Source organism: Ruegeria sp. CJ6 (assembly GCF_056536665.1).
In genome coordinates this window covers 1,114,478-1,128,379 of sequence record NZ_JBQFQB010000001.1, presented here as the reverse complement: position 1 = coordinate 1,128,379, position 13,902 = coordinate 1,114,478, and the positions used below count along the sequence as shown (strand labels likewise).

The window sequence follows — 13,902 nt, the reverse complement described above, 5'->3', positions numbered from 1 at the left end:
GGATCTGGAGATGTCAGAAGCCGAACAGGCGTTCCTGTTCGGACCAATCAAGTGGGTGGGTCACGCTGACCAGACGCTTGAGTGTAAGTTCGGGCGGCTGGGTGCCGTTGAGAAGCGCGGCCTGAATCTTCAGTGAGAGAAACGCGAGCTGAGCACGGGCAAGGATGAAAGCGCCGGGGACGCTTTCACGCCGCGCAACTTCCATCAGTTGAACTCCGGACTTCAGATCGTGGGTCCAGCCATGGGCGCGGATCAACATGGACCGGAGGCGGGGATCGGGTTGGGGTCTTGTCAGAAGAACGTGTCTTGAGCGGGGCAGGGGTGTTGCATAGCTTTTGCCCATGACCAGACCTGCCTCTTTCAAATACTTCAAAACCAGTCCCGATATCATCCGTCTTGCGGTAACGCTGTACATCCGCTTCCCGCTCTCGCTTCGGAATGTCGAAGACTTGTTGCACGAGCGAGGCATCGACGTGAGCCACGAAACCGACTGCTACTGTTGGAACAGGTTCGGTCCGATGTTTGCCTCTGAGATCCGAAGAAAGCGTGTTCAGCAATTGAGAGCATACTCCAAATGGAAGTGGCACGCGGAGGAGGTTTTCGTGAAGGTGAATGGTAAGCGGCATTATCTTTGGCGGGCTGTTGATCACGAAGGCGAGGTGCTGGAAGCCGTTGTCACGAAGCGTCGAAACAAAGCCGCAGCACTGAAATTCCTCAGGAAATTGATGAAGCGGCACGGTTGCGCCGAATAGATTGTCACAGATCGCTTCGCTTCCTACAAGGCTGCGCTCAGAGAAATGGGCGCGCTTGAAAAACAACAGACGGGCAGGAGGCTCAACAACCGTATCGAGAATTCGCACCTGCCGTTTCGCCGAAGCGAACGCGCGATGCAGCGTTTCAGGCGCATGCGAAGTCTACAGAAATTCGCCTCCGTCAATTCCTCTGTTTACAACCACTTCAACCAGGAAAGAACGCTAGCCAGTCGAGACACCTTCAAGCTGACCCGCGCGGCCGCTCTTAGCGAGTGGCGTCAACTTTGTTCCGGATAGTTTCGCGGTTTCCGCCGCAAACTGAGACTGGTTCGAATTCGTTTGACAGCACCCTCTAAGATGTCCGCTCTTTTCCCACAGCCAGACTTTACTCTAACTTGACCCAAGCCGCATTCCTTGAAGAGCTTTGCACGCATGCGGCTACAAACTTTACACCATTGAGTCCATCATGGACCGTTGGATAGACAACCGGAATATCAGGTGAAATCCCGCCTCGGAAAGCTTGGATTGCCTCAGCAGCCTCTCCATAGATATTGGCGAAACCTTCAAGATATCCCTCGGGATGGCCCGGAGGGACTCTACTCAATCGATTGGCAGCGTCACCTGCTCCAGCTCCATTTCGGGTGATCAGACGCTTGGGTTCGTTGTATGGTGTGAACCAAAGGTAATTGGGATCTTCCTGGGCCCACTCCAGCCCACCTTTTTCGCCATAGACCCGCAAACGAAGTGCGTTTTCATTACCGGGCGCCACCTGAGAAGACCAAAGCATCCCACGCGCTCCGCCTTCGAAGCGAAGCAAGACGTGCGCGTTGTCATCTACTTTGCGTCCCGGCACAAAAGCCTGCAAGTCCGCCGCCAGGCTTTCCGCCTTCAGCCCGGTTACAAAGCAAGCGAGGTGGTAGGCATGGGTTCCGATGTCACCGGTTGATCCACCCGCGCCCGAGCGTTCAGGATCGGTTCGCCACTCAGCCTGTTTGAAATCCTGCTGCTCGGTCAGCCAGTCCTGCGGGTACTCAACTTGAACCACACGAATCTTGCCAATTTCGCCGTTGGCAACCATTTCACGCGCCTGCCGAACCATCGGATAGCCCGTGTAATTGTGGGTCAAAATGAACAGTGCCTTCGCGCTTTCGGCCGCCTTCACCAGTCTTTTTGCATCCGCAAGGGTCGAGGTGAGTGGCTTGTCACAAATGACGTGAATACCGCGTTTCAGGAATTCACGCGCGGCTGCATAGTGAACGTGATTTGGCGTGACAATTGAGACTGCCTCGATCCCAGATTTCAATCGGGCTTCCCGGATCGCCATTTTCTTGAAGTCTTCATAAACCCGTTCGAGCCCCAATGCTTGACCACTTTCAAGAGATTTCTCTGGCGTCGAAGACAAAGCACCGGCGACCAGCTCGAACTTGTCGTCCAGTCGCGCCGCTATGCGATGAACACCCCCTATGAAGGCGTCGTTTCCGCCGCCAACCATGCCAAGCCGAATGCGTCCTGATGTTTCTTCACTGCGTCCTGTGACCATCAATCAATCCCCAGCATTTTCCGATTGGCGGCTTCGTCGGCGCCACTATCAGCGAAATCATCAAAGGCTTTCTCGGTCACACGGATGATGTGATCTGACACAAACTGAGCGCCTTCACGCGCGCCATCCTCGGGGTGTTTGAGACAGCATTCCCATTCGACCACAGCCCAACCATCAAAGTCATTCGCCGCCATTTTTGAGAAGACCGCACCGAAATCCACTTGGCCATCACCAAGCGACCGGAACCGCCCAGCCCGATCAACCCAGCTTTGATACCCGGAATAAACACCTTGCCGCCCGGTTGGGTTGAACTCGGCATCTTTGACATGGAACATCCGGATCCGATCTTTGTAGATGTCGATATTGTCCAGATAGTCGAGGCATTGCAGCACGTAGTGCGACGGGTCGTATAGCATGCAGGCCCGTGGGTGATTTCCCGTCCGTTCCAGAAACATCTCGTACGTCACACCATCGTGGAGGTCCTCTCCGGGGTGGATTTCGTAGCATACATCAACGCCGCAGTCTTCGGCGTGATCAAGGATTGGCACCCAACGACGCGCAAGCTCATCAAACGCCGTTTCAATCAAGCCGGCGGGGCGCTGCGGCCAAGGATAGACATAAGGCCATGCCAACGCGCCCGAGAATGTCGCATGTGCAGAAATACCCAAGTTTTTCGAAGCTGATAGCGCTTTCTTGACCTGGTCTACTGCCCATTCTTGCCGGGCTTTCGGGTTCCCTCTGACGCTTTCGGCCGCAAAGCCGTCAAATGCACTGTCATAGGCCGGGTGAACGGCCACAAGCTGGCCCTGAAGGTGCGTTGAAAGTTCAGTAACTTCGACACCATTGTCCCTGGCTTTTCCTTTGAAGTCATCGCAGTAACCGGTGCTGGACGCGGCCTGTTCCAGGTCGAACAGCCGGCCGTCCCAACTGGGCACCTGAACGCCTTTGTATCCACAGTCAGCTGCCCATTTAGTGATCGCGTCCCACGAATTGAACGGCGCTTCGTCCCCCGCAAATTGCGCAAGAAACAAAGCTGGACCTTTGATCGTCTTCATAAAATCTCCTCCCCAAAACCTGAGCCTCTATGGCGGTAAATTTTCCTTCAGATAGATGTCGATGCGGATACGTTCCTGCGCTTTGTTGAACGGAACCTTATCCGAAGTCGCGCGCAGCAGGCGGACGGCTGAACGTACAATGTGCCCAGTGTCTTGCGAGATCAGAGCGTCAAATGTACCGAGCGTGAGCGCCTCACGACTGAGCGGTGTAAGCTCATGAGCTATGATCACCAGATCTTCGCTGAGCTTGTTTTCTGAAAGGAATTGAATCAGGCCTGCGTTACCCGCTGCTGACGAGTATATTCCGACCAGATCTGGATAGGTTTCAAATATTTCGGGCATCATCCTGTAAATCAGATCCGGGTCATCTCGGCCCTCGACTGATGCTACGACTTCGAGGTGCGGAAATTCCTCAGCCACAACAAGGTCAAAGCCTTGACGTCGTTCGAGGTGGTCACGTGCCAAACGGGATCCTGTAAGTACCAAGACCTTGCCGTCACGATGCACAAATCGCCCCATTAGCTGAGCGGCGGTTCGTCCTGCCGAAACGTTATCGATTCCCACAAAGTGGTCTCGCTCAGAACTCGGCAAGTCAGACACCAACGCAACCACCGGAACGCCTTTGTCCCTGAGCCTTTTAACAGCATCCCGGACAGAAGGCGTTTCGGGCCCGAAAACGGCGACTCCGTCTACATCCAAACTGTCTACAGCATCCAGAATGTTGACGATATCTTGGGGCTCAAACGGAGCAACCTTCTTTATTGCAATGCGAGTCCGCTCGATAAATTGGTCGCGTGATTGTTCTGCGATCTGACTGCTGATTGCCTCCACAAACTCGTTGTCCGTGTCCGGCAGAACAAAGAGGAAGTTGTAAACTCGGTTACGCGCAAGGTTGGCCGCGGCCGTGTCGCGTACATACCCCAGCTCATCAATCGCCTTTTGTACTTTCTGTACGGTCACCGCCCGCACGCCGGGGCGTCTGTTCAAGACCCGGTCAACAGTCGCTAGGCTGACACCCGCAACGCGCGCGATGTCATTAACGGTTGGCTTTTTCACCAATTCTAATCTTTGTTTTTGGTCTTCCACGTGTTCTTCAGCCCTCAATCTCCCGCGCTAAGCCTTCAAACAACAAAGCAACAGCCTCAGCGCCGGGATCGTTATGTCCAACAAGGTTTTCTTCGGGAACATAGGCTGCGCGGCCTGCCTTAGCACGTCGAATATTTGCGGTGTTGTTCGCGCCTTTGCGGGCAGCCTCGGCCGCATGCGTCAGACCAGATGGTAGTGCGACAAGTGCCGGTGCCAGGGCGTCAATCATTGTCCTGTCACCGACCTTGGCACCCCCAACCTGGCTGACGCGATTCAGTCCTTCGACGAGAGATTTCGGTACCGATGCTCCGCTCGCACAGGCATCTCCAGCTGCGTTGAAGAAGATTGCGAGTATCACGCCGGAAGAACCACCCATTGTCTGACTTAACTCATTGCCCAACGCCGGAAACAGTTGTGTCAGATCAGCAAGCGGCATGCGGTCAAGGCTACCTTGCAATGCTCTTGCGGCAGTCGCCAATGTGCTTCCTGTATCGCCATCTCCAGATTTCGCGTCCAGTTCGTTGAGGTTCTTCTCTGCGTTGATGAGCAGTTCAGACAACCGGGTGATCGTTTCCCTTGTGGTGGGATTGTTAGAAGGAATTGGATCGATAGGGGTCAGGCCGTCAGGCAATGGTGCCACTTTGATCGGGCCGATGGAATCGACCCCGGGCCATGCGGCCAGATCAACGGGTGTTTCAAGGGCTGACAAATCGTCCTGATCCACAGGCAGAATGGAAACCGAAAACCCGTGCATATCCAGCGACGTCATCATGGGTGCCGGGCCAATGATATGGTGGGCAAAACCAGTTTCGGACAACGCATGCGTAAGGACAGCCATTTCTAGCGGAGTTGTAGAACCCAGGTTGTTGACCAACGCCACGCAATCCCCGGACCCCACCCTTTGCTTCAGCTTCTCCACCACTGTGGACATAGCCGATACAGCATTTGAGAACTCGACTTGCTGTACACCGGGTTCGCCATGAATACCCAAGCCAAGCTCTGCTTTCCCGGGGGCGATCCGGTCTTCTTTTGGAGATCCCGGAACGGTACAGGTGTCCAAGCTCATACCGATGCTGACAACCTTCGCAATGGTACTTCTTGCAGCATTTGTAACGGTGTCTAGGTCAGCACCGTCTTCAGCAAGCGCTCCGGCGATTTTGTGTACGAACAACGTACCCGCCACGCCACGTGGTTGCGGAAGGTCGGGCAGGGCGATGTCATCGTCGACAACGACCATCTCTACCTTGCGGCCCAATGCACGGGCGCGTTCAGCTGCCAGTCCAAAGTTCAACCGATCACCGGTGTAATTTTTGACGATAAGCAGGCACCCAGCCTCACCCGTGACCGCAAGAATGCCCGCCAAAACCGCCTCGACTGACGGGGATGCAAAAACTTCCCCGCACACCGCGGCTGTCAGCATACCGGCGCCAACAAAACCTGCATGGGCGGGTTCGTGACCAGACCCCCCGCCAGAAACCAGGGCGACCTTCGACTTGTCCCAATCCGACCTGTAAACAACCTTGATGTGCGGGTAACCGTCCAACCGGGTCAGTTGCCCTCCGGAAGACGCCAGAAGACCGTCTATGGCCTCTGTAACCAAAGTTTCTTTTGTGTTGAGGAACTGGGCCATGCTTTTGCTCCTTAATTCACGCGCGCGCCGGACGCGTCAAAATACAACGGGTTGTGTGGGCGGATTTTTATAAGTTTTCCAGATGGATAATCCTGATGTACATCAATCAAGGTCACAACCGGGTGACCGTTCAGGTCCAGGTGTAGCCGCGTTTGATCCCCCAGATGCTCTGCGCGTATTACCCGCGCTTCGCTGCCTTCTCCTTCGATGATGTTTTCCGGGCGAAGACCTATTTGCGGACCTTTGTGATTGCCTCCGAACAGCTCGGAAGGCAGAATGTTGATCCGCGGCAGTCCCAACCGGCTGGCGACATAAACGCTACCGGGGTTTTCATAGATGTCCCGGGGTGTTCCGTACTGAACCAGCCTGCCGTTTTCCAAAACGCCGATATGCGTCGCCATTGTCATGGCTTCGACTTGATCATGGGTCACGTATAGCAAGGTCGATCCCAGATCCGCCTGAATTCTTTTTAATTCGACCCGCAAATCCGCCCGAAGCTTGGCGTCCAAAGAGCTGAGGGGTTCATCCATCAGAAATATCTGGGGGTCTCGCACCAGCGCTCGTCCAATTGAAACGCGCTGCATTTCACCGCCAGACAGTTCAGTCGCTTTGTTGTTCAACTTGTGCGGAATCTGGAGGATGTCCGCAACTTCGTTAACCTTCCTCTTGATCTCATCCTCTGGCGTCTTCAGGATCGGCGACCTCAGAGGAAAAGACAGGTTCTCCCGCACTGTCATATGCGGGTACAGTGAGTATTGCTGGAAAACCATGGCCACATCGCGCTGGGCTGGCGTTTCTATTCCAACATCCCGTCCAGCAATGCGAACGGTTCCAGAATCCAGTTTCTCAAGTCCGGATATCAATCTCAGCGTCGTTGTCTTTCCCGCGCCCGTTGGACCCAATAGCACCACAAAGGCGCCGTTGGGGATCGTCATCGAGATATCATCCACCGCCTTTAGATCGCCGAATGACTTCGAGATACTCTCTAAAACGACTTCAGCCATTACTTAGTACCTCGTCGTTCAGAGCGGACCTCAACGCGCGTCCGGTGGCCTTTTCAAATAGTGTTACTGCGGGTGAGCGGAACTCTAACCCCACCGTCTCGCCGGGATTTACGACTTCGCGCGCATCAATCCGGGCTTTCAGCTCTCCGTTCGGGCTTTGCAGCGTCACGATCTGGGTGGTTCCCAAATATTCTGTCGCCAGAACCTTGGCTCTGTAGGCGCTCGCATCCGATAGAAAAACATGCTCAGGGCGAACCCCAAAAACTAAGTCACCTTCCGCCCCCTCCATCAGTTTGGGCACGGCTTCGTCATGGCCATTTAGTCGAACCATTTCCGAGTCAGGCGCGACCTTTCCTTGAAACGGCAGGAAGTTCATGGAAGGGGACCCGATAAAATCTGCAACGAACATTGTGGCTGGTTTGTCGTAGATTTCCTGAGGTGTGCCGAATTGCTCAATCACAGCGTTGTTCATCACTACGATCTTGTCGCCCATTTGCATGGCTTCCAACTGGTCGTGTGTCACGTAAACAGTGGTTGCGCCCATACGGTCATGAAGCGCGCGTAACTCTTCGGCCATGTGTTCCCGAAACTCGGCATCTAAGGCACCCAACGGTTCGTCCATCATGAATGCCTTGGGTTCGCGAACGATCGCGCGGCCCAGCGCCACGCGCTGCCGGTCGCCACCTGACAGGCCACCAACCGGGCTATCGAGGATGTCGTTGATCCCCAGAATTGCCGCGACTTCTTCTACTTTGGCTTTTACAGCAGCACGCGGCATGCCCTGCGATATCAGGGGGTAGCTGATATTCTTACGCACGTTCATATGTGGATACAGCGCAAACATTTGGAATACGAAAGCGATGTCTCGCTCTGATGGGGGTCGCTGGCTGATCTCTTCGCCGTCTAGGTAGATTTCACCCGACGTTGGAAGTTCCAAGCCTGCGATCATCCGCAGTGTCGTCGTTTTTCCGCAGCCAGATGGCCCTAGCAACATGAAAAACTCACCGTCCTCAATCGTGAACGAGCTTTCGCGGACAGCCGTGAAGTCGCCGAACATCTTCTTTACGTTTTTAACTACGATCTGGGCCATTTCTACTCCGGGAAATGGCTGACGATGATGAACATGACGGTTCCGATCAGCGTGACGATAAAGGAATAGGTGAACGCCCAAAGGACGAACGGTTGCATCAGCATAAATACGCCGACCGCGATGAGGATGGTCGCGACCATCTCCCATGGGCCTCGGCGAAAACGCATTAGTCTTGATAGAAACTCGCTCATTTGCGTACCGCTCCGAATGTGATCCCGCGCAGCAGGTGTTTGCGCATCAGGATGGTGAAAATCATGACCGGAATCAGGAAGATCGTGGCACCAGCCGCAACTGCAGGCCAATCCAGCCCACCGATCCCGATGATGGTGGGAATAAAGGGCGGCGCGGTCTGCGCATTCGCGGATGTCAGCAACACGGCAAACGCATACTCGTTCCATGCAAAGATAAGGCAGAAGATCGCTGTCGAAGCGATACCCGTCGCAGCCTGCGGCAGTACAACTTTGTAAAACGCCTGAAACCGGGTGTAGCCATCTATTAGTGCCGCTTCCTCGTACTCTCGCGGGATTTCGTCGATGAACCCTTTCAGCAGCCAAACAGCCAACGAGATGTTCACACCCGTATAGAGAAGGATCATCCCCAAATGCGTGTCGCTTAGACCGAGGTTTCTGAACATCAGGAAGATTGGGATCGCAACGGCAACCGGGGGCATCATTCTCGTACTGAGGATGAAGAATAGAAGGTCATCCTTGAGCGGCACCTTGAAACGGCTGAATGCATAAGCAGCCAAGGTGCCAAGGAAGATGCTTAGGAACGTCGATCCAAACCCGATGATCACCGAATTCATAAAACGCTCGCCAAACTTGGATGGCCCGACAATAACCATGTCATATTGCCGGACGATCTCATCTGCCCAGTTCTGTGGCGGGTTGGCTTCCAGGAACTCCTGCGTCTGCCGTGTGCGAGTGGTGAAGAGATTGACATAGCCTTCAAGTGTTGGGTCAAAGACAACCTTGGGCGGATAGCTGATCGCGTCGGCTGGAGACTTGAAGCCAGTTAGCAAAATCCAAACCAGCGGGATCATCGTGATCAGCGCATAGGTGATAACCAGAAACCCGGCGATCCACTTTGAACGGTTCGAAGGTTCGGTGACGGAAAAACTGCTCATCTCTGTTTCACCTTGTTCAGGGCTTTGACGTAGATCGACGCAAGGCCGAACACGGTGACGAAAAGGATGATCGCATAGGCCGAGGCATAACCCGTGCGCCATTTCTCAAAGGCTTCGCGCTTCAAATTGATGGAGGTCAGCTCCGTAACAGACCCTGGCCCGCCGCCCGTCAGTTGCACCACCAGATCGAACATCTTGAAGTTCTCGATCCCTCTAAACAGCACCGCCAACATGAGGAATGGCAGGACCATCGGGATGGTAATCGTAAAGAACTGGCGCAGCTTGCTGGCCCTGTCGATCTCAGCTGCCTCGTAGATGTAATCGGGAATACTGCGCAGCCCGGCCAGACAGATGAGCATCACGAAGGGGGTCCACATCCAGGTGTCGACAATCACGATGGACCAGGGCGCCAGCGTTACGGACCCGAGCATCTCAAAGCTCGACGGGTCTTTGCCGGTAAACCACGATACGATGTAGTTAAACAGGCCGATCTGGGGCTGATAGAGAAACTTCCAGAAGTTCCCGACGACGGCAGGCGACAACATCATCGGCAGCACGATGATCGTGGTCCAAAGATCATTGCCCTTGAATTTCTTGTTGATCAACCACGCCAGAGTAAATCCGATCAGGACTTGAAAAAAAATCGTCCAGAACAGGAAATGTGCGGTGGCCTGCATGTTCAGCCATGTGTCCGAGTCTGTCAGGATGCGCTCGTAATTCCTGAATCCGACATCTTTGACCTCGCGCCCGATCCGATTGGCTTTGTAATTGGTAAAGCTTAGTTGGATGGTCCAGATCAAAGGGAAGATATTGATCGCCAGCAGTAGAAATATCGTTGGGGAGATGAATATCCAGGCGATCGCGCGGTCGGATAACCCCCGAATTTTTCGCGCAACTCGCTCGGGCGTTGCCTGCGCAACGCGATCTACGGTCCTGTCAGACATCTCTTTGCCAGTTCTTGTTGGTTTAGGACTCACGGGTGAAGGTAGAGCGGGTTTGCACCCGCTCCTGCCTGTGTCCGGACTAAAGCTTGCCTTCGTCTTCGAAGACTTCCGTCCAATCTTCGATCAGAAGATCAAGCGCTTCTTGAGCTGTGCCTTGGTCGGCAACCACGTAGTCGTGGATGCGCTTCTGCATTGCCAGCAGCAGTTCCGCGTAGGCAGGCTCTTGCCAGAAATCCTGCACCCCGGCCATTGCTTCCAGGAAGTCACCGGCGAACGGTTGGCTGTCTACGAAACCAGGATCTTCCAGCACCGAATTATGTGCTGAGTAGCCGCCTAGTTCCCACCATTTGGCCTGAACTTCTGGCTGCGCGAACCACTTAATGTACTCAAGCGCGGCGTCCTGTTTGTCAGAGTAGCTGACAACAGAGATACCTTGTCCGCCCAGTGTCGAGCCTGCCTGATTTTGTGGTGGGTTGACGAAGAAGTCGATCTTGTCACCACCGGTATTGGGATCGGCATAGAGACCCGGGAAGAACGCGAACCAGTTCATAGCCATGGCGACCTGACCGGACTTAAAGGCGTCCAAGCTCTCGCCCATGTAGGAGTTTGTGTATCCTGGGGGTGTCGCTGTTTTGTAGAATTCTTTGTAAAACTCTAGCGCTTCGACTGCTTCGGGCGAGTTTACGGCACCCTCCATATCGTAGGATCCTGGTGTGTTTTCATATTTGAAGCCCCACGGATAGAGTGCTCCGGTCACACCCATGGTGATCCCTTCGGAACCACGCTCAGTAAAGATCGCCGCACCGTAAACCGTCTTTCCATCGATCTCACGACCCTGGAAAAACTGCGCTATTTGCAGCAATTCTTTCTGAGACTGAGGTTCACGCAAATCTTGCCCTGTTGCTTCCTTGTACGCAGCTTGGATGTCCGGATTCTCGAACCAGTCCTTGCGATAGAACCAGCCGTTTGCATCCCCCATTGCGGGCAATGCGTAGTAGTTCGGAGTACCTTTAGGCCATGTCGAATAGGCGTAAACCGTTGCCGGCGCGAAATCGTCCATGCTGATGCTTTCGGCATCGAAGAAATCATTCAGTTTTACATAATGACCGTTTTCAGCGCCCCCGCCGATCCACTGACTATCTCCGATCAACAGGTCGCAGAGCTTCCCGCCGGAGTTCAGCTCATTCAGCATCCGGTCCGCAAAATTTGGCCACGGCACAAACTCGAAGTTCATCGTGTGGCCGGATTCTGCTTCGAATTCTTTTGATAGCTCAACAAGCGCGTTGGCCGGGTCCCATGCAGCCCAACAGAGCGTCAGGTCTTCAGCATTTGCCTTGGTAGAAAGAGTAGTAGCGGCAAGGACTATTGCGCTGGCCGAAGCCAGTTTTGTGTAAGTCATCCATTCCTCCCTTTTTTGCGCCGTCATTCGAGGATGTGCGAATCGCGGCATGTCTATAAGGCTATTTGAGGTACGCACCTCAAGTCCAGAAATATTTGAGGTTCGTACCTCAAAAAGGCGGAGAGGAACGTTCAATTTGCTTCTTAGTCGTTGATTATATGAGAATTTGTTTATTTTTCTTGATACGCATCTATTCTCGTCAGCGAGGTATTAAATGGCTCTATCGACTAAAATTGGCACAGCCTACAATCGCGGCCATCATGCGGCCAACGCGTTTAGCGAACCCTCTGCTGAAGCACTCACAGATTATTTGGTCGATACCTTTGAGAATTGGAGGTAGCGTCAAATAGCGCGGACCACTCGGGAACGTGTATAACTCGTTTGGTCAGGTGCAGACGTATGAACACACTCTCTATCGTCAGATTGAACCGCTATCCAATTAAAGGATTGAGTGCCGAGCCTATGCAAACCGTGACGCTGCGAGCAGGGGAGGGGATTCCAGGTGATCGCCTTTTCGGGTTCGCGCGTTACAACTCCGGATTTAGCGCACAGAACCCTCAGCCTCTGCCGAAAGATCGCTTTGTTGTTCTATTAAATGAGGCTGCTCTGGCAGGTGTTAAGACGAATTTTGATATTGAGACCCAAGATCTTGTGATCAAAGCGAGCGGCAAAACACACAGCTTTAACATGCAAGCTGCAGAAGATCGGAAAAATGCGTCAAATTTCCTTTCTTCAGAGATCGGCTTAAAAGATCCCGAACCGCCAATATTCGTTTCGTCGGCTCCTCATCGGTTTACAGATGTGTCTGTCGTATCACCCAAAATGATGAACGCGATATCCGTTTTAAATTTGGCGTCTGTGGAAAAGTTGGGTGAAAAACTGAACGCAGAAATCCACCCAGCGCGCTTCCGGGCGAATATCGAGATGGACGGTTTACCTCCGTTTTCTGAGTTGGATGAAACTGGATCAGTTTTCAGATTTGGCGAAGTTGAGTTAAAGATACTTTCACGCACGAAAAGGTGTGCAGCCACTGAAGTGAACCCGGAAACGGCCGAGCGGGACATGAAGATACCCTATCAAATTCGGGTGTTGATGGGTCATACGGACATGGGTGTCTATGTTGAGGTTGCTAAAGGCGGAACGTTGAGAGTCGGCCAAACTGGGGAAATCTTAAATTGAATGTTACTCACACCGCCAAAGTAGCAACCCCGGGCGGTTTGTCCCGCGTTCTCTCAAATGATTTGTGTCTACTCTTAGCAAAGTCGCGATTTCTGCCATTTGAGGCGTTACATCATTTCGCTTCGCAATGAGAAATTCTGCTACGACTTTTTGAACTTAGGAGGGCCTGTCGTGTACCGCGCTGAGTAGGACCTCCTCTGTCCAAAAACTGCATTGTAAAAAATCCGGCGTTCACCGGGCTGCAATCTTTGCACACTATATTGATATTGGGCTGCGACCTCGGGTCCTGCTTCCTTCAGAACGTAACCTATGGCAGCTTCCACGTTGAAAGCATGAAGATCGGGATTGCTTACGTCCATGGGAGAACATGGGTTCCGGTGTTGAAGTCGTTGAACAACTTCAATCTACCGATCAGTCCCGCGGTGCCTCTTTGTCCACCCGGCGTTGCGCTTCGGTATGTCGAAGATTTGTTGCACGCGCGAGGCATCGACGTGAGCCACGAAACTGTCCGGTGTTGGTGGAACAGGTTTGGCCCAATGTTTGCTGCTGAGATCCGAAGAAAGCGTGTTCAGCTATTCAGAGCATACTCCAAATGGAAGGGCACGTGGACGAGGTTTTCGTGAAGCTGAATGGCAAGAGACACTACCTCTAGCGGGCCGTCGATCATGAGAGCGAAGTGCTGGAAGCAATCGTTACCAAACGTCGAAACAAAGCAGCAGCACTGAAATTCCCCAAGAAATTGATATAGCGATACGGTAAAGCGGAAACCGTCGTCACGGATCGCTTCGCATCGTACCGGGCCGCTCTTGGAGAGCTTGGCGCTACCGAAAAACAACAGACGGGCAGGTGGCTCAACAACCGAGTCGAGAATTCACACCTTCCTTTCCGACGGCGTGAACGCGCCATGCAACGTTTCGTGCGCATGCGAAGTCTGCAGAAATTCGCCGCCGTCCATTCCTCCGTATACAACCACTTCAAACAGGAAAGATCGCTAGCCAGCCGAGACACCGTCAAGCTGACCCGCGCCGCTGCTCTTAGCAAGTGGCGTCAACTTTGTTCCGGGTAGGTTCGCGGTTTCCGTGGCAAACTGAGACTGG

General features: G+C 53.5%; 12 protein-coding genes and 2 pseudogenes. 3 read left to right on the top strand and 11 right to left on the bottom strand.

Annotated features, from left to right (window positions below):
- Positions 1-13 precede the first annotated feature (13 nt).
- A complete protein-coding gene (locus ACR0BT_RS05680) occupies positions 14-259 on the bottom strand; it encodes a hypothetical protein (RefSeq protein ID WP_223117798.1) in 246 nt (81 codons plus the stop codon).
- Positions 260-341: 82 nt separating this feature from the next.
- Here ACR0BT_RS05680 and ACR0BT_RS05675 point away from each other — a divergent pair.
- Positions 342-1,049: pseudogene (locus ACR0BT_RS05675) on the top strand (IS6 family transposase).
- 88 nt (positions 1,050-1,137) lie between these two features.
- Here the strand turns inward: ACR0BT_RS05675 and ACR0BT_RS05670 are convergent.
- The 10 genes from ACR0BT_RS05670 to ACR0BT_RS05625 all read right to left on the bottom strand — a co-directional run bounded on the left by ACR0BT_RS05670 (position 1,138) and on the right by ACR0BT_RS05625 (position 11,626).
- Positions 1,138-2,292: a Gfo/Idh/MocA family protein gene (locus ACR0BT_RS05670; protein WP_480762678.1), complete on the bottom strand. Its 1,155-nt coding sequence runs from the start codon at positions 2,290-2,292 to the stop codon at positions 1,138-1,140.
- Positions 2,292-3,347: a sugar phosphate isomerase/epimerase family protein gene (locus ACR0BT_RS05665; RefSeq protein ID WP_480613016.1), complete on the bottom strand. Its 1,056-nt coding sequence runs from the start codon at positions 3,345-3,347 to the stop codon at positions 2,292-2,294. Before ACR0BT_RS05665 ends, ACR0BT_RS05670 begins: the two co-directional genes overlap by 1 nt.
- A gap of 27 nt (positions 3,348-3,374) precedes the next feature.
- Positions 3,375-4,403 carry a LacI family DNA-binding transcriptional regulator gene (locus tag ACR0BT_RS05660; protein WP_480437991.1) on the bottom strand — a complete coding sequence of 343 codons (1,029 nt, stop codon included), beginning with the start codon at positions 4,401-4,403 and terminating at the stop codon, positions 3,375-3,377.
- A 37-nt stretch (positions 4,404-4,440) separates the two neighbouring features.
- Positions 4,441-6,063: a dihydroxyacetone kinase subunit DhaK gene (locus ACR0BT_RS05655; RefSeq protein ID WP_170399666.1), complete on the bottom strand. Its 1,623-nt coding sequence runs from the start codon at positions 6,061-6,063 to the stop codon at positions 4,441-4,443.
- Positions 6,064-6,074: 11 nt separating this feature from the next.
- The gene (locus ACR0BT_RS05650; protein ID WP_480762677.1) at positions 6,075-7,067 is read right to left on the bottom strand and encodes an ABC transporter ATP-binding protein; all 993 of its coding nucleotides are present in this window, start codon (positions 7,065-7,067) and stop codon (positions 6,075-6,077) included.
- Positions 7,060-8,157, bottom strand: coding sequence for an ABC transporter ATP-binding protein (locus tag ACR0BT_RS05645; protein WP_170399673.1), 1,098 nt, complete (start codon positions 8,155-8,157; stop codon positions 7,060-7,062). The genes ACR0BT_RS05650 and ACR0BT_RS05645 overlap by 8 nt, the downstream gene beginning before the upstream one ends.
- Positions 8,158-8,159: 2 nt before the next feature.
- Positions 8,160-8,348, bottom strand: coding sequence for a hypothetical protein (locus ACR0BT_RS05640; RefSeq protein WP_480762676.1), 189 nt, complete (start codon positions 8,346-8,348; stop codon positions 8,160-8,162).
- On the bottom strand, positions 8,345-9,283 hold the full coding sequence (locus ACR0BT_RS05635) for a carbohydrate ABC transporter permease (RefSeq protein WP_010442361.1): 939 nt from the start codon (positions 9,281-9,283) through the stop codon (positions 8,345-8,347). Before ACR0BT_RS05635 ends, ACR0BT_RS05640 begins: the two co-directional genes overlap by 4 nt.
- The gene (locus ACR0BT_RS05630; RefSeq protein ID WP_170403466.1) at positions 9,280-10,227 is read right to left on the bottom strand and encodes a carbohydrate ABC transporter permease; all 948 of its coding nucleotides are present in this window, start codon (positions 10,225-10,227) and stop codon (positions 9,280-9,282) included. The genes ACR0BT_RS05635 and ACR0BT_RS05630 overlap by 4 nt, the downstream gene beginning before the upstream one ends.
- A gap of 79 nt (positions 10,228-10,306) precedes the next feature.
- Positions 10,307-11,626 (bottom strand): extracellular solute-binding protein, encoded by a 1,320-nt coding sequence (locus ACR0BT_RS05625; protein ID WP_170399683.1) that lies wholly within the window; start codon positions 11,624-11,626, stop codon positions 10,307-10,309.
- 399 nt (positions 11,627-12,025) lie between these two features.
- Between ACR0BT_RS05625 and ACR0BT_RS05620 the strand changes: the two genes are divergently transcribed.
- Together ACR0BT_RS05620 and ACR0BT_RS05615 are read left to right on the top strand one after the other, a co-directional pair.
- Positions 12,026-12,805, top strand: a complete 780-nt coding sequence (locus ACR0BT_RS05620; protein WP_480762675.1) for an MOSC domain-containing protein — start codon at positions 12,026-12,028, stop codon at positions 12,803-12,805.
- A 443-nt stretch (positions 12,806-13,248) separates the two neighbouring features.
- Positions 13,249-13,871, top strand: a pseudogene (locus ACR0BT_RS05615) (IS6 family transposase); the annotation flags it as partial.
- Between the last annotated feature and the right edge of the window lie 31 nt (positions 13,872-13,902).